General features: G+C 45.3%; 17 protein-coding genes. 10 read left to right on the top strand and 7 right to left on the bottom strand.

Features of this window, described 5'->3' with window-relative positions:
* The first annotated feature begins 99 nt into the window (after positions 1 to 99).
* From F3I09_RS08380 to F3I09_RS08360, 5 genes are all read left to right on the top strand, one after another.
* Complete coding sequence (locus tag F3I09_RS08380; RefSeq protein ID WP_149694587.1) at positions 100 to 975, top strand: alpha/beta hydrolase; 876 nt, start codon at positions 100 to 102, stop codon at positions 973 to 975.
* A 409-nt stretch (positions 976 to 1,384) separates the two neighbouring features.
* Positions 1,385 to 1,672 (top strand): helix-turn-helix transcriptional regulator, encoded by a 288-nt coding sequence (locus F3I09_RS08375; RefSeq protein WP_089833148.1) that lies wholly within the window; start codon positions 1,385 to 1,387, stop codon positions 1,670 to 1,672.
* A gap of 35 nt (positions 1,673 to 1,707) precedes the next feature.
* Positions 1,708 to 2,382 carry a GNAT family N-acetyltransferase gene (locus tag F3I09_RS08370; RefSeq protein ID WP_149694586.1) on the top strand — a complete coding sequence of 225 codons (675 nt, stop codon included), beginning with the start codon at positions 1,708 to 1,710 and terminating at the stop codon, positions 2,380 to 2,382.
* A gap of 100 nt (positions 2,383 to 2,482) precedes the next feature.
* Positions 2,483 to 3,859: an ATP/GTP-binding protein gene (locus F3I09_RS08365; protein ID WP_149694585.1), complete on the top strand. Its 1,377-nt coding sequence runs from the start codon at positions 2,483 to 2,485 to the stop codon at positions 3,857 to 3,859.
* The gene (locus F3I09_RS08360) at positions 3,852 to 4,313 is read left to right on the top strand and encodes a hypothetical protein (protein ID WP_149694584.1); all 462 of its coding nucleotides are present in this window, start codon (positions 3,852 to 3,854) and stop codon (positions 4,311 to 4,313) included. The genes F3I09_RS08365 and F3I09_RS08360 overlap by 8 nt, the downstream gene beginning before the upstream one ends.
* Before the next feature lie 102 nt (positions 4,314 to 4,415).
* Here the strand turns inward: F3I09_RS08360 and F3I09_RS08355 are convergent, their stop codons facing one another.
* From F3I09_RS08355 to F3I09_RS08335, 5 genes are all read right to left on the bottom strand, one after another.
* Positions 4,416 to 6,164 (bottom strand): RagB/SusD family nutrient uptake outer membrane protein, encoded by a 1,749-nt coding sequence (locus F3I09_RS08355; protein ID WP_223233176.1) that lies wholly within the window; start codon positions 6,162 to 6,164, stop codon positions 4,416 to 4,418.
* Between the two features lie 17 nt (positions 6,165 to 6,181).
* The gene (locus F3I09_RS08350) at positions 6,182 to 9,700 is read right to left on the bottom strand and encodes a TonB-dependent receptor (RefSeq protein WP_149694582.1); all 3,519 of its coding nucleotides are present in this window, start codon (positions 9,698 to 9,700) and stop codon (positions 6,182 to 6,184) included.
* 36 nt (positions 9,701 to 9,736) lie between these two features.
* Positions 9,737 to 10,783, bottom strand: a complete 1,047-nt coding sequence (locus tag F3I09_RS08345; RefSeq protein WP_149694581.1) for a FecR family protein — start codon at positions 10,781 to 10,783, stop codon at positions 9,737 to 9,739.
* Between the two features lie 92 nt (positions 10,784 to 10,875).
* The gene (locus F3I09_RS08340) at positions 10,876 to 11,493 is read right to left on the bottom strand and encodes an RNA polymerase sigma factor (protein ID WP_149694580.1); all 618 of its coding nucleotides are present in this window, start codon (positions 11,491 to 11,493) and stop codon (positions 10,876 to 10,878) included.
* Between the two features lie 135 nt (positions 11,494 to 11,628).
* The gene (locus F3I09_RS08335) at positions 11,629 to 12,954 is read right to left on the bottom strand and encodes an APC family permease (protein WP_149694579.1); all 1,326 of its coding nucleotides are present in this window, start codon (positions 12,952 to 12,954) and stop codon (positions 11,629 to 11,631) included.
* 196 nt (positions 12,955 to 13,150) lie between these two features.
* Here F3I09_RS08335 and F3I09_RS08330 point away from each other — a divergent pair, with 196 nt between their 5' ends.
* The 4 genes from F3I09_RS08330 (at position 13,151) to F3I09_RS08315 (ending at position 20,008) form a co-directional block, all read left to right on the top strand.
* Positions 13,151 to 13,753: a sigma-70 family RNA polymerase sigma factor gene (locus F3I09_RS08330; RefSeq protein ID WP_149694578.1), complete on the top strand. Its 603-nt coding sequence runs from the start codon at positions 13,151 to 13,153 to the stop codon at positions 13,751 to 13,753.
* Between the two features lie 247 nt (positions 13,754 to 14,000).
* Positions 14,001 to 14,963 (top strand): FecR family protein, encoded by a 963-nt coding sequence (locus F3I09_RS08325; RefSeq protein WP_149694577.1) that lies wholly within the window; start codon positions 14,001 to 14,003, stop codon positions 14,961 to 14,963.
* Between the two features lie 103 nt (positions 14,964 to 15,066).
* Entirely contained in the window at positions 15,067 to 18,348 is a 3,282-nt protein-coding gene (locus F3I09_RS08320) for a SusC/RagA family TonB-linked outer membrane protein (RefSeq protein WP_149694576.1), read from the top strand.
* 34 nt (positions 18,349 to 18,382) lie between these two features.
* Positions 18,383 to 20,008 (top strand): RagB/SusD family nutrient uptake outer membrane protein, encoded by a 1,626-nt coding sequence (locus F3I09_RS08315; RefSeq protein WP_149694575.1) that lies wholly within the window; start codon positions 18,383 to 18,385, stop codon positions 20,006 to 20,008.
* A 66-nt stretch (positions 20,009 to 20,074) separates the two neighbouring features.
* Here the strand turns inward: F3I09_RS08315 and F3I09_RS08310 are convergent, their stop codons facing one another.
* Both F3I09_RS08310 and F3I09_RS08305 read right to left on the bottom strand, forming a co-directional pair.
* Positions 20,075 to 20,761 (bottom strand): RibD family protein, encoded by a 687-nt coding sequence (locus F3I09_RS08310; protein ID WP_149694574.1) that lies wholly within the window; start codon positions 20,759 to 20,761, stop codon positions 20,075 to 20,077.
* Between the two features lie 94 nt (positions 20,762 to 20,855).
* Positions 20,856 to 24,284: a PA14 domain-containing protein gene (locus tag F3I09_RS08305; RefSeq protein ID WP_149694573.1), complete on the bottom strand. Its 3,429-nt coding sequence runs from the start codon at positions 24,282 to 24,284 to the stop codon at positions 20,856 to 20,858.
* Between the two features lie 640 nt (positions 24,285 to 24,924).
* On the opposite strand from F3I09_RS08305, the gene F3I09_RS08300 reads away from it, so the two are divergent.
* Positions 24,925 to 25,692: a DUF6577 family protein gene (locus F3I09_RS08300; protein WP_149694572.1), complete on the top strand. Its 768-nt coding sequence runs from the start codon at positions 24,925 to 24,927 to the stop codon at positions 25,690 to 25,692.
* The last annotated feature ends 83 nt before the right edge of the window (positions 25,693 to 25,775 follow it).

Below are 25,775 nucleotides of genomic sequence, written 5' to 3'. Positions count from 1 at the left end.
AACTTTTGAGGTGAAAAAAGTGTGTAGACAGTTGCGCTTACTAATTTACTAATTTATCCGGCTGGTAAAGTATATCTTGTAAGTAAAACTACTTAGTCTATGCAACGCAGGTATGTTCTTCTGGCACTATTCTTCCTATTGCCATTTTCCACGATTATAGCCCAGGATACCGCCAAAACTTTCTATTTATGGCCCGATGGGGCACCCGGGTATGAAAACCGGAAAAACGAGCCGGAAGAGGCCAAAGATTACTATGTCAGGAATATTCACAATCCCTCCGTCACGATCTATCTTCCTCCAAAAGAAAAAGCGACCGGCGCTGCCGTGGTGATCTGTCCGGGAGGAGGCTTCCGCCTGCTCGTCTACAATTCTGAAGGGCGTGATCCTGCCCGTTTCCTGAACAGTATAGGAGTAGCGGCCATCATCCTGAAATACCGCCTGTTCCGGGAGGATAACTCCCCTTATACCCTGGAAAAGGAAATCAGGCAGGATGCCTACCGTGCGATGCGTTTTGTACGCAGCCATGCGTCGGAATGGAATATCGATACGAACCGGGTGGGCATCTGGGGCTTTTCCGCCGGAGGAGAAGTGGTGGCCCAGGTGGCATACGGTCCGGGATATGGAGATCCGAAGGCCAAGGATCCTATTGACCGTCTGAACGGCAAGCCGGATTTCCAGATATTAGTATACCCCGGTCCCCTGGGGATTCCTGAAAAAGTACCTGCAGATGCGCCTAAAGCCTTCCTGATCGCCTCTAATGATGATGAATGCTGTTCTGCACCTATCGTCAGCCTCCTGGAGCGGTATAGACATGCAAAAGTGCCTGTAGAGGCGCATATTTTCGCCAATGGCAACCATGCGTTCAATATGGGTTACCGCTCCAATTTACAGTCTGTCCGGGCATGGCCGCAGCTGCTTACCAACTGGATGACCGATTGCAGGCTGCTCTCGCCGGCAACTACAGCCGCAAAATAAGCAAGATCTTATAGCTCAATACCAGCATGGGAGTACGGCTTTGTCGTACTCCTATACCTGTTTTATACCTGTGCTTTCTTTACTGTAACTCATCTATAAACTATAGTCAAACCATATATAACCCATATATAACCCATACCTTTTAAATATGGGTTATATATGGGTCATATATGGCTTATATATGGGTTATATATGGGTTATCTCAGGTAAAGCACTATAGTAGCAGCATTACAGAGACTGTATGAATACCTTACTATGTACTAATTTATAGAAGAATGATTTTTATAGTGTAATAAATGATTATATCTTTTTAGACTGTTAAGAGATACATCGATATTTGACATTTTAATGACACTACAGGAGATGATCAGTACGTCTTCCCAGAGGCATAATCGATAAATTTGCATCGATGAATAAGAAATTAGACATTAAAAGAATTGAAAAGATCTCCAAAGCACTTGGTGACCCATATCGTATAAAAATCGTGGAAGCCATACGTAAAGAGCAGGACTGGACTCCATGTACTTTAATACTCGATATGCTTGACCTGGCGCAGTCCACTGTTTCCCATCACATCAAACAACTGGTAGACGCTGATCTGCTGTTGGCCGAAAAAGAAGGCCGTAACACAAAATATAAGATCAACAAAGAGGTCTTTGAGGAGTATGTAACATTCCTGTCACTCTTCACCGCATAAGGTCTTATTCTCAAAAACAAACGTTAATCTGTACCATGCATAACTATGCTGCATTAGATAACCCGGTATGGCACGCCTTACAAACAACGCATAAAACATTTGCACAGGGAACGGAACGTGTTCAGCGGTATCCTGCAGATACCCTGCAATTCGTGGGATGTGCCGATCCTCTTCATGCTGATCTGAATGAAATATTACCCTGGATAGCTGTGGGAGAAAAAATGATCATGATTGGAGAATTGCCTGTATTACCTTCCAACTGGACACTGCTACGGCAGCTGGATTGTATACAGATGGTATGCGATGAAGAGACGTCTGTTGCCAGCCCGGATGTAGTTCCCCTGGAGAATATTGAAGAAATGCTGACGCTTGTAAATCTTGTGCAGCCGGGATTCTTTTATAAGAATACCCCTTTACTTGGGACTTACTATGGAATTTATCAGGAAGGACAGCTCGTGGCTATCGCCGGTGAACGAACGAAGATAACAGGATTGGTAGAAGTGAGTGCTGTATGTACGCATCCGGCATTTACAGGAAGAGGGTATGCGCAACAGCTGGTGGCGCATATTGTGAATAAGAATGTGGAGAAAGGGAATGCGCTGTATTTACATTTTCTGACGAATAATGAGCGGGCGAGGAAGGTGTATGAGCGATTAGGGTTTAGGGACAGAAGGGCGATTGTGTTTTGGGAGGTAGTGAGGAATAGTTAGATAGGTTGGCTGCTGTTTTTTTGTAAGAAATTCATTGTTATAAAACCAAATATTGCGTTATTGTCTGTATTTTTGTGAAAAAAACTCAAAAATACTGGTAATGTTAATTGAATTTGCTGTTAATAATTTTCTGTCCATTAAGAATCCGACGACATTTAGCATGGCCGGTTCAAATGCGGTAAAAGAGCTTGAGGGGCAAGACCAGGAGTTATCAAATACGTTCGTGGATTTGGAAGGCAGAACAAAATTTCTGAAAAGTGCTGTCATATACGGTGCTAATGGGAGTGGTAAGAGTAATATCATAGCAGCATTTGGATTCTTTAAATCATTTATTCTAACGTCGTCCAATGCTCGTCAGGCTCAGGATGATATTGAAATTTATCCGTTCCTGTTTAATAGTGAAAACGAATTGAAACCATCCGGATTCGAGATGATATTTATCTATGATGATGTCAGGTATAGGTACGGATTTGAAGTTGATAAGAAAAATGTTCATGCTGAGTGGCTTTTTCAAATGTCTGTTGGCCAGTCTAAAAAGGAAACTAATTTATTTTCAAGAGCATATCAGGAAATTAAGGTAAATACCCGTGCTTTCAAAGAGGGAAAAGGTATTGAAAACAATACAAGGAAGAATGCCCTGTTTCTTTCAACTGTTGCCCAGCTGAATGGTGCGATATCCCAAAAAATACAGTCTTATTTCAGTACCCAGATTAATGTCATTTCGACGCCGGATAATATGACAGATTATACGGTTTCGAGATTTATTGAGGAAGAACATTTTAAAAGCCAGGTGATGGCCTTCCTTGGCTTAATAAATTCCGGCATAGAAAAGATCGAAATTGAAGAAATTGACATTGATAAGATTGACCGGCTTACTGCCAGATTAAATAGTCGAAAGCTACAAGACCCGGAATGGGACGACTTAGTTAGTAGTTTGTCAGCACTACGGGAAAAGTTTAAAAAATTTGATAGCCGCAGAGGCGTAGAGATCAATTTATTTTACAAGAAATTCGATAACACAGATACTTATACCGGTTTACAACCGCTGGATTTTGGCCTGGAGTCACATGGAAATCAGAAGCTTTTCGGGCTTTTAGGGCCATGGTTTGATGCGTTGGAAAATGGGAAAGTGATCATTATCGATGAACTTGATTCGAAGCTACATACGCTATTGACAATTGAACTGCTGAAATTATTCCATTCAAAAGCGAATAAGAAAAATGCACAACTTGTGTTTGCCTCACATGATACGAATTTGTTAAGGAAAGATCTTTTCAGACGAGACCAGATCTGGTTTGTTGAGAAAGATGATAAAGGAGCATCTGATCTATATTCTCTTGTGGAGTATAAAATAAATCATTTAACAGCGGTGAGAAATGATGCTTCGTTTGAGAAAGATTATCTCATTGGAAAATATGGAGCTATACCTTACTTTGGCAATATTGATAAATTTTTAAATGAATTTGTCAATGAGTAGCTTTTCCAGAAGCAGACTTAAAGAACAAGAAAAGGATGGATATGATAGAAAACGCAATACGAGGCAGGAACGCGCTGTAAAGGAGGATTTACCAAGGATATTATTAAGCTTTAAAGATTTTGACCCCAATCAGATCCCTCCTGGTCAATCTTTCTCTGAATGGGAGGCGAATAAAACTTTATCAGCGCTGTATGAAAAGTTTCGGCATGTTTGTGAGCTGAATATAGTCGAGGCAAAACAACAGCAAGTTATTAAAGTTTACGGAGCCTTTCCTGATAAATCAGATTTTAAGCCTCCGACTTATTTGCAGGATGACGACATTCAGTGGGCCGTTATTACGAATATAAAAGGCCAAAAAGGCCGTTTAGCGGGGCATATGATCGGGAATGTTTTTTATGTTGTTTTCCTTGATCAGGAGCATAGATTTTTTATTTCGACGAAGAAGGGAACGTGAGATAGCAATAGATGCTGTTTTTGAAACAAAAGGCTTCCAGGCATACGCCTGAAAGCCTTTTTCAAATTGTAAAAAGAGAGAGTACTCGCCAACCATATCCTGTCAGTGGTATCCGTTATTCTGTTTCAGCGTGCGTGTGCTTCCATTCATTGAAAGATCAATCTGCCGCTGAGGAATAGCAAAGTATTCATTTGTGCCCTTCGCAAAACTGGCCCCCTGTATATCCAAAGTAAGCGCACCTTCAAAAGCGAAGAAGGCATTCAGCACCTGGTCAGCCACACCCCAGCGTACCAGGTCGAAGAAGCGGTGGCCTTCCATAGCCAGTTCCAGCTTACGTTCGAAATAAACGGCTTTTAAGGCGTATGCCTGACCTTTGGAAGCAAAAGCGCCTGCCGGATAAGGAGCAACCTTATAACTGGCCGCAGGCACGTTAGAAAAGCCATCCATAGGGGCATTGTTATTCTTATACCTGTAGACAGTGCTTGCCGGTTGGGCTGCACGTTGCCGTACGATGTTTACGTATGCTTCTGCGGCGTCGAAGTTTTGTAATTGTGCTTCACACTCTGCGGCGAGGAGCAATACATCGGCATAGCGGATCAGGTTGTAGTTGATGGCATTGCCTGGTGCCCATCCGCGGGGATCGTAATATTTGTCCTGCGTAGCCTGCCAGTAGACGTTTTTCTTGGGAGAATAATGACCTGCAGTAGAAGCTTCCCTGATCCAGGTATCGCCAGGATGTACGCCCCAGTCAAGGTAGGGAATACCCTGACGGCCCACAGTCCAGTCCAGGCGGGGATCTACTGTTTCCGTACTTACGTTATGTGTGTTGTAGCTGTCCAGGAAAGGTAATCCCTGAGGATCGGTGATATAAGAATTCACCAGGTCCTGTGTAGGCTGGAAGAAGCCGCAGCAGCTGAAAGGGCCGTTATACGGATAGTTCAGCATCTCGCCCTGGTTGGCATTGGCGGAAGTACCTGAGTTGTCATTGGCGTTATACTGTATCGCGAACACAGACTCAGAAGTGTTTTCTGTAGCGGCGTCGAAGTTGTCTTCAAAACGGTCTCTTAGTGCATAATGATCACCCTTGGAAGTGATACCCTGTGTGGTGATCTGGTCAAACAGCGGTTTGGCGTCTGTGTATTTGTGCTCAAACATGTATGTCTTGGCCAGGTAACAGGCGGCTGCCCATTTATTTGGTCTGCCTACTTCGGTTTGGGTGAGCGCCAGGTTATCCATGGCAAATTTGAAATCAGCTTCTATCTGGGGCCAGATGTCCTTGTCATTGGGTGTCTTCATGTCGGTGGTAGTTTCATCTATCCATGGCACCATGTTGAACATCTTCTTCAGATCGGAATAATAATGCCCGCGCAGGAAATGTGCTTCTGCCGCTACTTCTGTCTTTTCTGCTTCCGTCATGTCTGAGACCTGCGGTAGTATTTTCAGCACAGAGTTGCAACGGGTCACACCTTCATAGTCTACCCGCCATTTATCATTCAGGAAGCTGTTGGTAGCACCTGCACTGAAGCGGGCGAGATCCAGGGTGGGAGGGGAGTCGAAATGGTCGCTGCCTTTGTGGGCATCACCACCACATACACTACCATAGATCCAGTTGTCTGGTGATACAGCATAGCCGGCGCCTCCTGAGAGGTTGGTCATATCGCCATCGGTGAAGTCCTGGCCGTCCAGTGCGCCATAAGCACCCACCAGTAAAGCATTGACGCCTTTCTTATTTGCTATCAGCTCTTCCTTTAAAGAGGAAGGCGGCACCCTGTCCAGGAATTTGCTACAGGAAGGAGCACATATGCCCACACCTGTTATGAAAAGTATCGCTATATGTTTATTCAGTTTCATGGTTTTCAAGTTTAACATCAGAACGTAAGATTAAGACCTGCCAGGAATTGACGTTGACTGGGATAGGTGCCTTCATCAATACCGAAGCTCCTTACATCACTACCGCCTATTTCCGGATCAATACCTGAGTACTTTGTAATAGTGAACAGGTTAGCCGCCTGAATATAAATGCGTAACCTTTCTATGTGCAGTCTGCCGCCCAGTTGCTGAGGAAAGGTATATCCCAGTTGCATGTTCTTGCAGCGCAGATAAGCACCGTTTTCTACGTAGTAAGAGTTAGGAACAGCATTGGTGCTGAAAGAACCTTCGCCTTCCTGTATGGGCGCTTTGGCATTCATACGGTCAGGTAGCCAGGAATCATACAGCGCCGTTTTGCTCTTGGCGCCATCGAAGGAAGACGAGAAGTCTGTCCACCATTTCACCTGATTCCAGATCTCATTGCCATGTACGCCGAAAAAGAATACGCTGAAGTCAAACTGTTTGTAGGTCAGTCCCAGGTTAATACCGTAGGATACCTTAGGATTTGGATTACCGAGGAAAGTACGGTCGTCCGCATTGATCACACCGTCTTTGTTGAGGTCTGTATACCTGAAGCGGCCGGGTGCTGCATCTTCCTGGAAGCTGGCTGAAGGATCGCCCGTAGCTGACTGTGCTGACTGATCGGCTTTGTCTATTTCACTCTGACTGTTCCAAAAACCATTGATCTTATAACCATAGAAGCTGGAAATAGGCTGTCCTACTGCATTGCGGATGATGTTTTCAGCAAAGTTGCGGGGTTGACTGTCAAAGTAATCAACGCCCTGCGCTATTTTCACGATCCTGTTCTTGAAGGTGGTAAAGGTAACGGTGGCATCAAATTTCAGGTCTTTGCTAATATCCGTATGACTGGAAATTGTGAGGTCCACACCTTTGTTCTTCATGTTTGCCACATTCGAGTAAGGGGCTGGCGCCGTACCATAAGTGCCCGGCAACTCACTGTTATAGAGCAGATCTTTGATATTTTTCTGGTAATAATCCGCAGAGATCTCCAGCTTTCCACCAAAGAGGGTAGCGTCTATACCAATGTTGGTGTTGATATCGCTTTCCCACTTCGCATCCGGATTGCCGATCTGCACCTGCTGGAAGCCCAGTACAATACTATTGTTTGTTCCTAAGAGGTCATAGAAGGAAGTGTTCTTGTTACCACCATAAAGTGTAAATGCATTACGGGGAGTAAGACTTAGCTGATTACCCATGATACCCCATCCTCCGCGGATCTTCAGGTCTGTCAGCCAGTGAATGCCTTTCATAAAAGGCTCCTGCGAGATACGCCATCCTGCGCTGGCTGCCGGGAAGAGACCGTAACGATTGTTAACACCAAACTTGGAAGAACCATCACGGCGTAAGGTACCACTCAATAAATATTTATCCTTAAAACTATAATCGACTCTACCGATAAGAGACAACAGACCTGCGGAATAACGGGTAGCTGTGATGACCTGTCCGCCGGAACCAGTACCATTATCTACATAATCAGGATCAAAAACGAAGAAGTCCTGGGTAGTGCCTGCCTGCTGACGTGAGCGTTCGTCATAAGCTTCCGTGCCTACCAGTACGTTGAGGTTATGTACGGCGTTAAAGCTATTATGATAATTCAGTGTGTTGGTCCATGTCCAGTTATGTTCGAAGTTGCTGGATTCTGTATAGGAGTTCACACCTGCGTTTTCTTTATTCTCATATTGCGGATACGTGAAGTTGTGCCGCCATCCGGAGTTCACTTCACCGCCAAAGCTGGTGTGGAAAGTGAAGTGACGAAGGAAGTCGATATCTGCATAGATATTTCCGAATACCCTGTTCACCTGTCCGCGGTCGTTCCTGGTGCGGTATTGCATGGCAACAGGGTTCATGGCATCGCCCAGACCTAATCCGTTGGAGCCTCCGAAATTCCCCTTGATATCATATACAGGGATGATGGGTTGTTCACGTAGAGCCATGCCCACAGCACCACTGGAAGTGAGCAGGTCTACGGTGGGATTGTCTGTAACAGAGAATGAAAGGTTCTCCCCGATCCTGATATTTTTACTGATACTGAACTGGCTGTTGGAACGGATGATATATCTTTTCAGATAAGTGTTCATCAGTGTACCCTGCTGATTGAAATAGTTCAGCGAGAACAGGTAACTGCCCTTGTCAGTACCACCGCTCACAGATAGATTGTGGCTGGTCATGGACGCAGGATTGAAAATCTCGTGGAACCAGTCAGTACCTGCTTTATTCGCCTTTGTGATATAGTAAAAACTGTTGTAGTCGTCCTGGTCTGTGTAATTGGGATTGACATAATAGAGGTCTGGATTCACACGTGGGTCGCCTTCCTTCAATCCTACAGGCTGTATGTAATCCGGTAACACAGGAGTAGCACCGTTGCCATACAGTGTATCACTCAGTGGCATACCGGTGTTCTTATAACGCAACCAGCGCAGGTTGGCCATTTCCTGAGAGTTGAGAGTATTCCATACATTACCGCCTTTAGGATACTGACGGCCATAATAGGCGTCGTACCTGATCTTCACCTTGCCACTGCCTTTTTTGGTGGTAATAATGATAACGCCATTGGAAGCACGTGAACCATAGATGGAGGCAGCACCTGCATCTTTCAGTACCTGCATGGAGGCCACGTCATTGGGATTGAGGTCATTGATACTTTGTGTAGGCACTCCATCTACTACATACAGTGGCGTGTTGTTATCGAACGTATTCACACCGCGGATGCGTACAACAGGTTCTTCACCTGGTTGTCCTGAACCGATGACAGTCACACCGGAAGCCTGTCCCTGTAATTGACTGGTTACCTGGCCGGAAGGTTGTTTGACCATCTCGCCGATATCTATAACGGTAACAGCGCCGGTGAGGTCTTTTTTACGTTGTGCGGTATAACCGGTTACGATCACTTCGTTGAGCGTGCTGGTATTTTCTGATAGTGTGATATTGATCTCAGATTTTGTGCCGACAGGGATCTCCTGCGACTGATAGCCGACGAATGTTACTTCGAGGATGTCATTGCCTGTACCGGGGACGTTGACTGTATAAGTACCATCGGCTGCTGTTACAGCGCCAGTGTTTGCACCTTTTACGCGAATGGTCACGCCGGGCAATGCTGCGCCTTTTACATCAGTGACCTTTCCGCGCACCGGGCGTTGTGCGGTCATGCTGATGGTGACCGGCGCTGTCTCCTTTGCTTTTATGAGATAAAATTTGTCGCGTACTTTTTCAAAGGAGAGATTGAAAGGGGCCAGTGTTTTTTCGAGCGCCTCTTCGGGCGATTTACAGGAGGCAATATCCACGCTGTTTTTCTGATCTGTGACCAGTTCACTTTTATAGGCAATGGAAACGCCGAATTTTATTTCCGTTTGCCGGAATAACTGCCTGATGGATATGTTATCCTGCTGTTTCGTCAAATGCAGGGCCGTTGTGACGTCTGGACTATGGGCCAGCGCGTGGGAGCATAGGGCGCCTGACACAAGGGCATGCATCAGCAGCACACGTAAACGTTTTTTCATGTGCGATTTAATTTTGGTTAATAAAAAATCCGGGTATCAGTTTTCCCTTACGTGGTTTGTATCATCGCGTTTGTTAAAGCGTACATTGAAGGCCTTTTCAAACTGCATCAACATCGTGTCTGCATTATAAATGATCGGCATGGATCCGGAAACACTGTACCGCAGCACTTTGGGATCTTTTACAGTAACATGCCTGTCAAATACCTGCTGCATGAATTGTATAGCATCGGCAACAGTGTATTCATCCATTACTAATTGTCCACGTGTCCAGGCAGTTACTTTTTCAGCGTCAGTTCTGCTTTTGGAATATTCACCGTCTGTTTTGTCATAACGAAGCATTTCTCCCGGCCTGAGGTATAGTTGTGCAATATGTTGTCCCTGTTGCTCCGTGATATTTAGTTTGATACTTCCTTCCTGTAATACGACTGCTATCTTATTTCCAAAGTTGTTTACATTGAATTGTGTACCCAGTACTTCTACTGAGAGATGATCATATGTGTGTACAATAAAACTCCTGTTATCTTCTTTGTGCCTTACGTGGAACCATGCTTCGCCATCCAGCCACACTTCCCGTACAAGTGGTTCCTTCTGGGTGTAGAGCAGGCGGGAACTGGCATTCAATAACACTTCAGAGCTGTCCGGCAATAACAGCCTTTTGGTTTGTCCGGGCTGTGTGGCCACACTGGCAGTAACGGCATGGAATGGTGGCGTTCTCATGAACAGCCAGAGTATGCCCAGAACAATGAACAGTAGAACAGCAGCAGCATATTTCCAGGAAAAGATCCTGAAGCGGCTGGCCGCAGGAGTAGGAGCGGGGGATAATCCTGCTACATCATCCGCGGCAATACCTTCCCATATATTGTCCCATAGCTCTTCTTTCTGTGCAGTGGTCATCTGGTAATCCCGGAAGTGAATGGATTTCACCAGTTGAATGGCGGTGTCCACCGCTTCTTTTTTTTCGGGATGTAGTTTCAGCCAGGTGTCCCAGTAGTAGGTATTCTTTACATCCGGCCGCAGCACCCACTCCTGGAAATTTTCATCCAGGGCAAAGTCACGGGCGGTATATAAATGGTACTGCTGCAAATGATCGCTTTTATATAAAGAGACGGGGGCGGCAGAAATCTCATCACTTTCGGGGAACTTTTTTTGAAATTTATTTTCAGAGGTGCCAAGACCTATTTGCCCGGTTGCAGTAAAAGCAGTAATACAGCAGGAGGCAGTGTCTTCCTGAGCACACCAATGGCCTTAGAGATGATATTGTAGACGGAGTCGACCTTCATGGACATCATATCTGCTACTTCCTGGTAGGAGAGCTCGTGAAAGAAGCGGAGATAAATGGCCTCACGTTGTTTGGCGGGCAGGGCATTGAGGGCGGAATGCAGTTGTCCGACCTGTTCCTGCTGCTTTTCATTCTGTATGATAGCCTGTTCGCGGCTGGGGATCAGTTCAAAATCAAAGGGGATCTCTGTTGTTGCTGCCCTATAGCGGCGATCCCTTTCCAGGGTACGTAAAAGGCGGCGGCGCAGGCTACTGAGCAGGTAATAACGGATATTTAGGGGTTGATCTGCCAGGTGTTCCCTGCTTTGCCAGAGGTCATGAAAGAGCTCCTGCAGGCAGTCCCTGACCAGTTCACCGTCACCACAAAGGTGGACGCCGTAATGGTAGAGGTTGTCCACATGTTCCTGGTAGATGCGGGCAAAGGCATCCCGGCTGCCTTGCCGGAAGCTGCTCCAAAGTTCTTCCTGGGGAGATACTGTATGGGAAGCAGTGATGGCTGTTTTTACTGCTTTCATGCTGGTCTTCGTTGGTTGACGTAATCCTATAGCTGTATAAAAGTAATCAATTTAAGGAATAAGTTGACCGGAAGTAAAATTTCCTCCAATATGGAAGCAGTCCGACTAAGTGCAGTACCCGAAGGAGTACTAGTACTATAACATATTCTTCTGCAGCCTCGACTTAACGATGTAAACAATAATGCCCGCTACTGTTACCGTGAGACCCGCCAGCATCATATGCAGGCCGGTGGAGATAAAGATGCCTATCCAGATCAGGATGGCCAGGATCACGGGCAGGGGATATAATGGCATATGCCATTTAAAGAAATCTCTTCCCTGCCTTCTGCTGAGTAATATCAAGCCTACTGCCTGGGCAATGAATTGTATCATGATACGCATGGCAAGGATAGCGTTGATAACTTCTTTGATCTTAAACAAGAGGCTGAATATAAAGGCCACAGCTCCTAAGAAAAGCAGGGATACATACGGAAAGTTCTTGGTAGGGTGAAGACGTGCAAATACTTTAAAAAAAGCGCCATCCTGCGCAGCTGCATAAGGAATACGGCTGTAACCCAGTGTTGCAGAGAACACAGAGGCGAAGGCTACCCAGAGGATCAGTATTGTAGCTACTTTGGCTGCAGTAGGTCCTCCGAGTACTTCGATGAACTCACTCACCACGAAGGGACTATGTGCCACCCTGTCAAACGGTAATACGGAGGCTACGCTGATATTCATACACAGGTACAACACTGTTATACCTGTAATAGAGATGAGCATACTGCGGGGAATATTTTTTTCCGGTTGCGTGATCTCTCCGCCCAGGTGACAGACATTATAATAGCCAAGATAACTGTAAACAGTCTTCACGCTGGCAAAACCCAGTGCAGCGGCAAATGTATAATTGAGTTGCAGCCCGTCGTTGATCTGTTTAACAGGTTCGAAGAAACGGCCATGTGCAATACCTCCGCTAATGATCCATGCCATGGTAACCAGTACGCCTATCCACAAGAATACACTGATCTTACCAATGGTCTCGATCTTACGGTAAAGCAGGAAAACGATCAGTATTACCATCCCACCGCTTACGGCCTTTGTGCCCCAGAAACCTAAGGGGAAGATATACCCGGCATATTGTGCGAAACCGATAGCCGCAGAGGCTATGACAAGCGGCGCCTGGATCATGGTCTGCCATACGAAGAGGAAACTCATGAGCTTTCCCGTTTTTGGGCCGAAGCCTTCTTTCAGGAAGTTATAACTGCCGCCTGCTTTCGGGAAGGTTGCACCTAATTCACTCCATACCATAGCGTCTATGAACGACAGCACGGCCCCTGCTATCCAGGCATACAGGAAGCCCGGACCGTGCATGGTTTCAGCCACTACGCTCAATACTATAAATGGGCCTATGCCCACCATATCTGTCATATTAATTGCAGTAGCCTGTAACAGACTAATGCGCCGGGATAGTTCTGGTTGCTTCATTTGTGGCGTAAAAATAAATATTTTACGCCGCAGCGAAGAAAAATTTATTGAAGTTTATCAATGTTTAGGGATGCCACCTTTCCGGACGTAGGATTTTGATCTTCCATGTACTGTCCACTTTTTACAAACCGTTTCTCCCGGTTAATAATTTATTAATGTGGATCGAGAGCGGAGATTTCTAATTTTACCTCCTGAAATGAGGTTACCAGACATTGAAGATAATTTTGCACTTTTCTCTGCAGCCAAAGCAGAGGATAGTGCTGCATTTAAAGTTTTATACCAGCATTATTGGAAAAAACTCTATATCAGCGCCTGCAAACGTGTTGACCCTGATGAGGCGAAGGATATTGTGCAGGATGTGATGCTGTCCCTCTGGAGAAGGAAGAAGGAGATTACCGTCAATACTGAAGATGACCTGAGCCGCTACCTCTATACTGCCCTCAGATACCGCATTATATCCTATTACGCATTCAGCAGCTCCACCGTACAGATACCGGAATGGTTTGATCAGCCGGTATATTCTTCTTTTGAATCCTCCTTTGATGTAAGGAAAATGAAAGACCTGATAGATGGTGAGGTAGACCGCATGCCTGAACGTATGCAGCAAATCTACCATCTAAGTCGTGAACAAGACCTGTCTGTTACGGATATCGCCACTCAGCTAAACCTTTCAGAACAGACGGTCAGGAACCAGTTATCCCTGGCCATGAAAAGATTACGCGCCATCTTACGCAATCATCATCAGAGCGACCTGGTGATATGCTCCTTACTCATGATAGACCTGTTCAACGGCTTTTAATTTATTATGTCATACCCGTTTATAACGGTTACAAAATATAACCAGGGCTTGCGTATACCCTTTACCTTCCCTGCTGCATTATTTCCAGGTTGACATCGGGGCGCTACAACCATGCCGTCCGCCCTGGGCGGGGCTGATCTATGCGATCTTTCTCCAGGTTTTCAATTTGATCCCTTTTCTTAATATACAGTTAACATACCGGACCGGTATGAAATGCTATTTCTCTGATAAGGAGATATAGAGTGATATGAAATACATAAAAATAAAACGCCTGTTCAGGAAATATCTTGCTGATAAGGCAGATACTGAAGAACGCATACAGATTGAAGGCTGGTATGACAGACTTGAAAAACGGGAGCCAATACAGCTTTCAGCAATAGAAGAAAAGAGACTGGAAGAAGATATGTGGCAGCGCATTGAACCTTTGTTGTCTGCACAACAGCGCCACCCACGCAGATTGTATCTGTATACTGGTGTCGCAGCCAGTATCGCCGTGCTTCTATTTGCCGGCATCATTTATTTTAAGCGTAACAATAGCGCTGTAAAGAAGGATATAGCATCTGCGGAGCAGACTTTTATGGATTACTATACCCGCACCGGTGAAAGAAAACAACTCAGGCTGGACGACGGAAGCGTGATCGCCATGAATAGCGCAACACATATACGGGTTTACCTGGATTTTAGTGTCAGCCGAAGAGTGGACCTAACGGACGGGGAGGCATTTTTTGATGTACAGCATGATCCTGCTCATCCTTTTATGATACGGTCAGGAAAGGTGACTACGCAGGTATTGGGTACCTCTTTTAATATCAGGGCCTATAGAGAAATGGAGAACATTGCTGTTTCCGTTGTGCAGGGAAAAGTGCAGGTATCAGATGAGGGGCATGCACTGGGTATCCTGGAGCAACAGCAAAAACTGGTATTCAATCAGCAGAATGCTACCTACGATATTGAACATTTTACAGAAGATGTAGCGGCATGGAAGAACGGAAAACTGATCATCAAAAATGCATCCTTTGATGACATGGCTTTACTTATGGAGAAGAATTATGGAATAGCTCTTTCGACTGACAATGCAGCCGTGCGGAAAAAGAAGTTCACTGCAAGCCTTCCTTTATCCTTGTCTGCAGTAAAGGCGACAGAAATCATTGCATCCATTCATCAACTTAAAACCAGGCAAAGGAGGGACACTATCGAACTATACCATTAACACACCCAAAAAAAGAAGGCTTTGGTGCAACAAAGCCTTCTGAAACAGCCGCTGCAAACGGCTTCGCTAATTATTTTTCTCAAATTAAAAAGCAATACAATGTATGAAAAAAACGGGACAGTTAAGTAACAAGAAGAAAGATTTTATCATAACAGCAATGAGATTAACATTTCTTTCCATAAGCATACTGTTGACCAGTTCCCTGATGCTTTCTGCCAATACCGGAAGCGGCCAGGAACTGAGTAAAAGGGTCTCAGTGAGTATCCGAAAGGGATCACTGGAAAAAGCGCTGAAGCAGATGGAGCTTCAGCTGGACCTGAACTTTGCGTACGACCAGGAAATGCTGCAGCAATATAAAACTGAGGATCATAGTTTTCATAACCAGCGGCTGGACGGCGTACTGACGCTATTATTCGATGAGAAAGATCTTTCCTTTAAGGAAGTCAATGGCGTTATTGTCATCAACACTGTAAAGCGGTCTGCCGTAAAACAGCAACAAGGTAAGATACAAGGTAAGGTAACCGACGAACAGGGCATTGCTCTACCGGGAGCCACCGTAAAAGTGGTGGGCGGTACTGGTCATGCTATCAGCGATGCGGAAGGAAATTTCTCTCTATCGCTGGAGCCTGGTGTTTATAGTATTGAAGTATCCTTCATTTCCTATAAAACACAACGTATCCAGGGCATTGTTGTAAAACTGGATGCGCCTGCGCTGTTGAACGTAAAGATGAAGGCAGATATGGGCTCCCTGAATGAAGTGGTGGTAGTGGGTTATGGTACCCAGAAAAGAGGGGAAGTGACTTCTGCCGTGTCAACCGTCAGGGCTGATAACTTTAACCGTGGAGGTATCAGGTCTACCATGGAACTGATCCAGGGTAAGGTGGCCGGTCTGAACATCACGAAAACACAGGGAAATAACCCGAATGCGGGCGCTTCTATCCAGTTGAGGGGGGTGACCTCATTGACGGGTACAACGACGCCCCTGATCGTTATAGATGGTATTCCCGGTGGTAACCTGGACCTGTTGCAGCAGGACGATATAGAGTCGTTCAACATACTGAAAGATGGTTCTGCTGCCGCTATTTATGGTACGAGGGGTAATGCGGGCGTGATTCTGATCACCACAAAGAAAGGCAGTGCCGGAGAACCCCGTTATGAGTATAATACTTACTTCCAGCGAGACTATACCGACAAGAAACCTGATTTTCTCACAGCCGCTGAGTTCCGCCAGAAGATCGCGGAAGGGGTAATCTCTCCGCAGTCTGATCTGGGTGGTTCTACCAATATGTATGATGAGATCATGAATAAGGAGAACCTGAGTCAGTACCATAACTTCTCTGCATTGGGAGGAAGCGAGCGCTCAAACTACAGGGCTTCTCTTTACTACAACGATTTCCAGGGTATTGCAAAGGAAAACGGCAGAAAACAGGCCGGCGCCCGTTTGAACATCAACCAGAAGGGTTTGAACAATAAGCTGACCATGCAGGTAAATATGGTGGCCAACTTTAACAAGGCTAACCTGCTGGGTGGTGGTGCAGGCGATTTTGAACAGGCTGTTGCCTGGAATCCTACGGCACCGGTTCATAAGGCTGATGGTAGTTTCTATGAGATCCAGGAGTCTTTCAACCCGGTAGGCCGCCTGCATAACAGGCTCAGTCAGCGTGATCAGCAGACATTCTCCGGCGATGCCAGATTGAGCCTGGCTATTACCAGGGATATCTCTGCATCATTGTTCGGTTCCTATCTGCGTGATAATTACAATGACCGTTATTACCGCTCGATGTATGACTGGGAACAGCGTCCCGGCACTTCCTGGCAGGGAATGGGGTATGCAAGCAAAGAGAATATCCTGACCTGGACAAAAACACTGGACCCTACCATCAACTATGACCATAGCTGGGGTGCTCATAACATTACTGCGGTAGCAGGGTATAGCTACCAGTATAGCACACTGGAACGGTTTAATATGAATAACAATGGTTTTACTACCGATGCATTCCTTGACTGGAACATTGGCGCAGGTAGTGCTATTACCAATACCGCTTTGTCAAGGCCTGGCATGGGCAGCTTCAAGGAAGATAATACTCTTATCGCATTCTTTGGCCGTTTGAACTATGCTTATAAGAACAGGTACTTCGCACAGGTGATCCTGCGCAGGGAAGGTTCCTCCCGCTTTGGCGCCAATAACAAATGGGGTAGCTTCCCTGCTGCCTCTGTGGGTTGGACTATCAGTCAGGAGCCTTTCATGAAAGACCTGACTTTCATCAATAACCTGAAACTACGTGTTGGTTATGGTGTAACGGGCAACCAGGGTATTCCTAACTACCGCTCTCTGATCACATTGGGTACAGGTGGTTTATATCCGCAGAATGGTATTTACTATCAGACCTATGGAGCGTCACGCAACCCGAACCCTAACTTACGCTGGGAGAAAAAACTGGAATGGAACTTCGGTCTGGACTATGAACTGTTAAACCGCCGCCTGAGTGGTGCGCTGGATATCTATTCCCGTGAAACCCGCGACCTGTTATATAACTACGCTGCACAACAACCGGCCTTCGTCCGGGATGGTTTGTACACCAACGTAGGTACTATCAGGAACCATGGCGTGGAGATCCTGATCAGTGGTATACCTGTAATGACCAAAGATTTCCAGTGGAGTGTTGACTTTACTGCTAACTCACAATTCAACAAGTTGTCCAAACTTTCCAATGAGCTGTACAAAGCTACCTACCTGACCTTTGCTGATATTCCAAATCCGGGAGCAATGGGGCCTGCTATCCGTCTTGATGAAGGTGGCCAGGTAGGTAACTTCTACGGCAAACGTTTTGCAGGATTCACAGAAGATGGTAAATGGCTTTTCTACAAAGCTGACGGTTCCAAAGCGCCTGCATCACAGATCAATGAGAACGACAGGACTATCATCGGTAATGGTGTGCCTAAGTATAACATTGGTCTGAACCAGACTTTCCGTTATAAGAACTTTGATCTGACCATGTTGTTCAGGGGTAAGTTCGGATTTGATATCCTGAACCTGCAGGAGATCTTCTTTGGTAACAGGAAATATCTGCCGAACAACATCTTTAACAGCGCCTTCACGAAACATGCCCAGCTGAAAGATGATCCACAGTACTCGGACTACTACATCGAAAAGGGAAACTTCGTAAAACTGGACAACCTTACACTGGGATATAACTTCAATCTGAAATCTGCTTACGTGCGCAATTTCAGGATGTTCATCTCCGGCCGCAACCTGTTAACGTTTACTGGTTACGATGGTCTTGATCCTGAACTGGAAGATACCGGTTTCACTACTGGTGTGGACTCAAGAGGCTTCTATCCGAGAACACGTTCATGGACTGTAGGTCTTAACCTGGGATTCTAAGTAAAAAAGGGCAACAACTAAAAAGTGTAATGAAATGAAACATCTTAAAAAGCTAATATACTGCTGTGGATTTGGTTTACTGTTAATGCAGGACATGGGTTGTACAAAACTGGATGAAACAATATACAGCGACGTTTATAAAGAGAATTTTTATAAAAGCAGGACAGAAGTATTGCAGGCTGCACTGCGTCCGATGACGCACCTGCAGTCATGGATAGCGCCTATCCGTGGAGACGGTTACTATTATCATGCTGAAATGTGTTCTGACCAGGTGGCCTGGCCGCAGAAAGGACGTCACGCTTATGATAACGGTGATCATATCCGGCAGCACTATCATACCTGGACCACCAACGAAGGCAGGATGCGTAATGCCTGGGTAGGTATGTGGACAGGCGTTGGTTATTGCAATGCTGCTATTGAAGACCTGGAAATACTGGACTATGCAAAGCTGGGTATGGAAAAGGCGGAAATGACCGCTATACTGGCAGAACTACATGTGTTAAGAGCTTTTCACTATATCAGGCTGATGGACCTTTGGGGCAACATTCCTGTGGTAACGCAGGTAGGTAAGCCGGCCAATCCTGCTACACTGCCAAGGAAAGAGGTATTCAATTTTATCAGAACTGAGCTTGAAACATATGTTCCACAGCTGTTGCCATATAAGCCTGAATTGGTAGGACGGATTGGACAAACGGGTGGTTATGCAATGCTGGCAGAATTATACCTGAACGCAGAGAAATGGACCGGTACTACAATGTGGGATGAGTGTATTGCTTCATGTGATAAAATACTGAGTGGTGAAGCAGGTGGACTGGGTGGCACGCCAAAACTGGCGCCTAATCTTACAGAGACATTTGCAAATACGAACAGGACGGCGCCTGAAGCGTTGTTTCAGTATGCCTATAGTAACAAAGGTGGTTTCGTATGGGACTGGATCGTGTTGATGGGTTTCAGTAATATGAGCGCCGCACTGGATGTAGGGTACGCTGGTAACAATGGTTATGTGGTAATTCCTACATTCTTTGATACGTATACAGAGAATGACCTGAGGAAGAAAGAGTGGTTCCTCTTCGGTCCGCAGTATAAATATGGCACTAACGAGCCTATCCTCGGTACAGAGGAGTATAATGGCAAACCATTTATCTATGTGAACAGCATCAGGAGAGAAAGTGAGGGCGACAAGACAAGCGCAGGAGGTATGACAAAAGGAGAAGAGAACAGTGGTGCGCGTTTCAATAAGTACAAAACCGGTCGTCTGAGCGATCCTAATTACCGTGAGAATCATTTCATGATCTACAGACTGACAGAGATCTATTTTAATAAAGCAGAAGCTATCATGCGCAAGAACAAGGGTCTTGCCACCCAGGAAGCGGTGGACCTGATTAATACAAGCCGTAAGAGAGCATTTACAGATGCTGACTGGCCACAGGCAGCGTATACCACTGCTACGCTGACAATGGATGAATTACTGGCTGAAAAGGGACGTGAGTTTATATTCGAAGGGAAGCGCCGTACGGATATTATCCGCTTTGGAAGATTTACCAGTGGTACCTGGTGGGATCATACACCTACCAATGATCCGAAGAAAGAGGTATATCCTATTCCAGGCACGCAGATTGCCAATAATCCCAATCTGAAACAAAACGAAGGCTATAATTAAGCATGCAGGCTTGATAGTAAGAAGCCGTCCAGGATTTATCCGGGGCGGCTTTTTTTATAGTCGTGCTTATTTGAGAACTTTGTATTTCAGCCATACCACATCGTCTGTCAACTGTTGCAGATGCGTCAGTTTAAGATTTTTGTATGGAATGCTTTCAGTAGTAAGAAGCCCTGTATCATTGAAAGTAGCCGTGCTGGTGCCATCCGCAACGGGATAATACAGGATGCTGAATTCATCTATCAGACCGGCTGCATGAAATGAACCATTTACACCTCCACCACCTTCCAGCATTATTTTGTTGATGTTAAAATGCTGTTGCAGCTTTGTCAGGATGGGCGACAGATCAACAGCTGTTGCGCCGCCAAACAGGTACGAAATACCTTTTGACTGCAGGTATCCCAGGTATTCAGGTGTTACCTTTTCTGTTAATACAACAATCAGGCGGTCTCCATCCAGATCGTTGGAATCCCATCCCAGTTTACCGGATGCATCGAGGGCTATTGCATAAGAGTCTGCTTTGGTGTCAGCGATGAAATCTGTTTTATCCTGTATCTTTTCAAAGCCTGATAAGTCGGGTAGTTCAGCTGCAAAATGTTGCTCCATTGTTACTCTTCCACAAAACCAGGCATTTGCGTTCTCATGTTTTCCTCCTGTCTGTTCATACAATTCAACTCCTTTGAACGGCTTCCAGTTTTCTGTAATGATCCTGCCGTCAATTGAACAAAGCATGTGACAAATAACGTATGGTCTCATATTACTCAATGTTATTTGTCACAAAGATGGGACAATTGACGAACAGGATCTAATGAAAAACAAAGTATAACTTACTCATTTCAAAGATAGCAGCTTATTCTGCGCTCTTCACCAGGTGCTTGGTTGTTTTTACATCATTGATATCGATCTGAATAAGATACATGCCTGGTCGTAAGTGTGCGGTGTTGATCTCCTGCCCGGAAGTAACGATCCTGGCTGGTGTTACCTGTCGTCCTAATGCATCATAGATGATGATCCTGGCATGTTTTGCACTAAACTTCAACCTGACATGAGTGGCAGCAGGATTAGGATAAAGTACAATATCTTTTCCTGTAGTAGTTTTCTCATATGCAGCGGCCAGACTACTGTTCGTAAATGACAAAGGCGTTGCATACAGCTGGTTTTTCGGAATGATCTCCTTACCCTGTGAGGCACTTGACCAGGATAGTTTACAGTTGGCCCCGCCGTTGTTTTCGAAGTATTCCAGTTTGATATCATATTGCTGACCTGCTGTCAATGTAATGGTGCCGGAGTATTCAATATCCCAGTCATCCAGCCATTTGTCGATGATCAGCTGATTGTTGACCCATAAACGTCTGCCATTATCGCTGGTGATGTAGAAGGTATACTGACCTGAATATCTGGGTTCCACTTTTCCTGTCCAGCGTACCGTATAACCGTTAGTGTTGACACCTGTGCCCGGAGAGCCTTCATCCCAATCAAAGTTGATCGTTGGATCAAGGCGGGAGAAAACAAAGGTTTCGAAGTTCATGCCATTGTAGTAATTACCTGTAAGGCCGTTACCATTACCAACAGAGGGAACGGACAATAACTGCCATCTGGCGGAGAGCTGACCGGTACCAGTATGTTGTACCACTTTGGCTTCCGGTGCAGTGCTTTCATTGAGAGTAGAGAGCACCTTTCCGCTCAGTACGGAAATGAATTTATAATAACCGCTATCTGCCTGTACGGCGATGAACTGCTGGTTGGCAGCTTCCTGGTTGGCCCATTGCCAGAGACTGACATCTTCATTCAGGCTGGATTGTGGAATGTCGAGGCATTTTGCACTGTGGTAGGCAGTAATGGTGTAACGACCATCGCCGAGATGTTTGACTGTGAATGTCTGATTCGCTGCGCCCGTACCATGCCATAATTGTATGGGAGTTCCATCGCCAATACCACCAATGCCGCCGCGTACATCGAGGAACAAACCACTATTCACATTTTTGATCGTGTAGGAACCCGCCAGGTTGGGATTGCCGTTGGCCAGTACTTTAATGGAGCTGGCTTTGTCGTTCCAGTAGCTTCCCAGGTTTGCGCTGGAGGATGTCAGTACGATGGAATCGCCGGCAAAGTTCTCATGCTCAAAGAGTACCACCTTATAACCTTCAGCAATCTTCACAGAGGAGATCTCATCATTAAGCACACCTTTAAGCTCCAGTCCTGCCAGTTTGTAAGCGCCGATAGGGAGACCGGCATGGAAGCCGTTGTACTGTGCATGCTCATAAACGGTCACAGGACCACTACTTGTATCGGGTCTGCTGTAGAGCTGTGCCCTGGGAATTATCTGCCGTGCCTGGGAGGCACTTTCCCATTGCAGGTGACAGAATGCATCACCATTGCCTTCTGCATACCGCAGCTCAATGTCGTATTTCTGGCCAGCAGTTAAGGTAATAGTACCACTACGGGTATAAGCACCCTGTGTCTCAAAGTCGTTAATGACAGGCTGGCCATTCACAGTCAGCTTTACACCATCATCAGCGTATACGTAGAAAGTGTATTGTTCGGAGTATAATGGTTGTACCTGTCCTGCCCATTTAACTGAGAACTGGTTGTTACCCAACTGGGCCTGATCAGGAGAGCCGGTACCCCAGTCAAAGTCTACGGTACCATCGGTCTGCTGGTATTTTAGATTGTCGAGATGATAACCGCTGTAGTATTCAGCTTTCAGGCCATTGCCAGTTCCGACAGGTAATCCTTTCAGGTTCTTACGGATCAGCCATACAAATTCATCGGGCGCCACTACACGTACATTAGGGCCGAGACGGTTGATACAATCCTGTACATCATCCACATCCCTTGACCAGATATGTACGGAAACAAGGCTGTAACCATCTGCTGAATTGATATTGGTAGATGCCTGGTTCAACTGATTGGCCAGTGACTGCGGTGAGGACAGGGTTCCCCATAGCGTGTACCTGCCGCCGATGGATGGTTTGTCTTTATACCAGTCGATCTGTCCATGCCTGCCGGTATAGTTGGCGCCATAGCTGTAATAGAACAGCGCGTCAATGTTATCCTGTTTCAGGTAGGCGCTCGGATCGTTATCGCTGTCGTCTGCATCAATGATGTTGACAATACGCAGGTCGGCCTGTTTCATATAGCTATTGAGCAGTTTTGCCTCGGTTTCCAGATCAGCATCCGGATAACGTCCCGGGAAATAATAGCTCCTTCCGGAAGGGCCGGCTATCAGTACGTTCCTGCCATCGGGTGTGGTCAGGCAGTTCTCTACATATTTCTCGTACACCACAGGTGCCAATTCAGAGAGGGAAGGAGAGATGGTCCAGCCCAGGTTGACATGTGCGCGGGCGGGATTGTTCCAGTTGTTGATATTGTCGTGAGAGCCTAAAAGCCATTGCACATTATCTCCGTCGGTAATAACAAAACAAACCGTGTGTACGCCGGTTTTCACCTCAAAAGGTTTGATAGGATCTTTCTGTTTGAAGGTCTTCGACTTTGCGGGAATGTTGCTCAGCGACGATATATTGGGCGCCCAGTCGGAGGGAAGAATGCTCATGGACTTCAGTGAAAGTTGTTCCACTGTTTCATATTCCGCTGGTCCCCAACCGAAGAAAGTAGCGCCTTTATTCATGCGGTTATATACACTGGTAGCCAGTGTACCGGATGGTGAACTATCCCAGAACTGGAATGCTTTAGTATAAGCGCTATAGTCTCCCAGAGAGAATACACGGTCGTCAGCGCTCTGTTGGTAAGAAGCTATCTTCTGATTGAACAGATTACCATAGTTGGCCAATGCCCAGGCTTCATCCCTGGTGCGTACATCGAGCAGGCGGGTGAGACCGGCATTGATGGCAGTCTGTTCGATGTCGGCAGGAATGGCCACGGCATTCATCACACCTGCCAGTGAGATAGCGACATTGGTTGATTTGTCTTTCTGATTACATAGGATGTAGCCTGACAGTCTGCTGGCAAAGCGGGTGAGCAGGCCGGAGAAATTGGTGTAGTAAGTGTCATTGATCTTTACACCGGCATTTTCTACCAATGTACGGTGACCGGAAATGTCTCTCAGGATAGCGGGCTTCGTTTGTGCAAGAACTCCCATCAGGGTTTGCAGGGCTATCTTTTCGGAAGCTGCATAATTCTCAGATGTAAGGAATAAGGTGTCGGGTACGGCTGAAAGCGGAAACGGGCTTCCCGGCACCCTCGGAACTTGTGTTTGTGCCTGGACAAACAGTGCAGGCATCCATACAACAAGGAGTGTGTAAAAGATTCTCTTTTTCATGATGGAATTGATTTGGATTTGGTTACATGAGTACTTGACGTGAAATGGAATGTATGTAAGTGGAGGGTTAAAGATAGTTTTCAGCTATTGCGAGCTACAGAGCGGGTTTACACGTAGTAAATATAATAAGGGGGTTGGTTATTTCATAGTGTTAGATAATCTTTACCGGGGCATGCGACCCATGCTTCGGAAAAAGGAAATGGTTATATCATCCTTTTATTGTATTTGACCGCCTTGATATTGTATGTCACATACTGTGAAATATAATGTCAAATTCCCTAATTGGAGAAATCGTACACCACTGTGTTAGGCTTTATCGTTCGCAGGGGGGCGGTTCGAATCCGCTACTGGGCACGTAAAATGCAAAAGCCGCACTAGTTGCGGGTTTTATTTTTTATGTGCATTTCCTATATCCTACAACTCTTTCATATTCAAAACTAAGCAGGTTCGATTCCTGATCTGGAATCAAGTTTAAAAAATCTAGTGCCCGCATTCCAATGATATTCTATATAAGGGCTTACTTTTTCGGAGAATAAGGCATGATGAGGCTGGTAGATAATCGTTAGAATATGCATTTCATATCGCATAAAGTCTTTTCCAACAATTGCCAAAAAATCGTAAATTTGGCAATTGTTGGAATATGGATAGAGAACTTAAGAACATATTGTCGGAATATATAATTCATCTGAAATCTAAGACGATTTCTAAAGATGAGCTATACGATTTTATTTCTAGTAAGAAGCCCGACCTAAATGACAATACCTTTCGGTGGTATATATCACAGTTAAAAAATAACCATATTCTTAGCGAAGTCAAAAATGGCCTTTATAAATGGACAAATAAGCCGCCCTTCAGACCATTAATAAATGAATTTTTAGTCGGGTTAAATGACGACATCAATAAGGCTTTTACTGAAACCAAATTCTGTTGCTGGAGTACTGACTGGTTGAATGAATTTTCCCGCCATCAGACGGCAACCAATTACTATCTTGTTGAAATAGAAAAAGACATGATTGACTCCGTATTCAATTATTTAATGGATAATACGGAATTCCATGTATTCATTAACCCTGACGAACAGACTCTTAATCGATATATCCAATCAGAAACAGATCCTGTTATTTTAAAATCACTCATCAGTAGGTCCCCATTAACCAAACACAAAATTTCTCCTTTCGTAATAAACATCCCCTCATTAGAAAAACTCATTGTAGATCTATTTTGCGACACTGAATTATTTAATTATTGGCAGGGCGAGGAAAAGATAAATATTTATAGGAACATACTAAAGCAATATGACGTTAACTTTAGTACTATAACGTCCTACGCTAAAAGAAGAAACCGGGAGAAGGAAATTAAAGACTTTCTCAAAGTTAACTTCAGCCATATCATGAAAGAATTGTCATAAAATGATAAAAGATTACTGTTTTTCTAAAGACTGGATTGATAAATTCAAGTCCCAGGAGAGGTACAGCAAGTTGAATCCTCCCG

Source organism: Chitinophaga sp. CF418 (genome assembly GCF_900142925.1).
Classification (GTDB): domain Bacteria; phylum Bacteroidota; class Bacteroidia; order Chitinophagales; family Chitinophagaceae; genus Chitinophaga.
The sequence above is the reverse complement of the archived record's forward strand: the minus strand, read 5'-3'. Positions and strand labels throughout refer to the sequence as shown.

What these genes read in the sequence shown, in the direction of transcription:
- F3I09_RS08365 (WP_149694585.1), top strand. Translation starts at nt 2,483, where the DNA reads ATGTTAATTGAATTTGCTGTTAATAATTTTCTGTCCATTAAGAATCCG.
- F3I09_RS08340 (WP_149694580.1), bottom strand. Translation starts at nt 11,493, where the DNA reads ATGAAAGCAGTAAAAACAGCCATCACTGCTTCCCATACAGTATCTCCC.
- F3I09_RS08380 (WP_149694587.1), top strand. Translation starts at nt 100, where the DNA reads ATGCAACGCAGGTATGTTCTTCTGGCACTATTCTTCCTATTGCCATTT.
- F3I09_RS08360 (WP_149694584.1), top strand. Translation starts at nt 3,852, where the DNA reads ATGAGTAGCTTTTCCAGAAGCAGACTTAAAGAACAAGAAAAGGATGGA.
- F3I09_RS08310 (WP_149694574.1), bottom strand. Translation starts at nt 20,761, where the DNA reads ATGAGACCATACGTTATTTGTCACATGCTTTGTTCAATTGACGGCAGG.
- F3I09_RS08355 (WP_223233176.1), bottom strand. Translation starts at nt 6,164, where the DNA reads ATGAAACTGAATAAACATATAGCGATACTTTTCATAACAGGTGTGGGC.
- F3I09_RS08335 (WP_149694579.1), bottom strand. Translation starts at nt 12,954, where the DNA reads ATGAAGCAACCAGAACTATCCCGGCGCATTAGTCTGTTACAGGCTACT.
- F3I09_RS08375 (WP_089833148.1), top strand. Translation starts at nt 1,385, where the DNA reads ATGAATAAGAAATTAGACATTAAAAGAATTGAAAAGATCTCCAAAGCA.
- F3I09_RS08330 (WP_149694578.1), top strand. Translation starts at nt 13,151, where the DNA reads ATGAGGTTACCAGACATTGAAGATAATTTTGCACTTTTCTCTGCAGCC.
- F3I09_RS08315 (WP_149694575.1), top strand. Translation starts at nt 18,383, where the DNA reads ATGAAACATCTTAAAAAGCTAATATACTGCTGTGGATTTGGTTTACTG.
- F3I09_RS08350 (WP_149694582.1), bottom strand. Translation starts at nt 9,700, where the DNA reads ATGAAAAAACGTTTACGTGTGCTGCTGATGCATGCCCTTGTGTCAGGC.
- F3I09_RS08320 (WP_149694576.1), top strand. Translation starts at nt 15,067, where the DNA reads ATGAAAAAAACGGGACAGTTAAGTAACAAGAAGAAAGATTTTATCATA.
- F3I09_RS08305 (WP_149694573.1), bottom strand. Translation starts at nt 24,284, where the DNA reads ATGAAAAAGAGAATCTTTTACACACTCCTTGTTGTATGGATGCCTGCA.
- F3I09_RS08300 (WP_149694572.1), top strand. Translation starts at nt 24,925, where the DNA reads ATGGATAGAGAACTTAAGAACATATTGTCGGAATATATAATTCATCTG.
- F3I09_RS08325 (WP_149694577.1), top strand. Translation starts at nt 14,001, where the DNA reads ATGAAATACATAAAAATAAAACGCCTGTTCAGGAAATATCTTGCTGAT.
- F3I09_RS08370 (WP_149694586.1), top strand. Translation starts at nt 1,708, where the DNA reads ATGCATAACTATGCTGCATTAGATAACCCGGTATGGCACGCCTTACAA.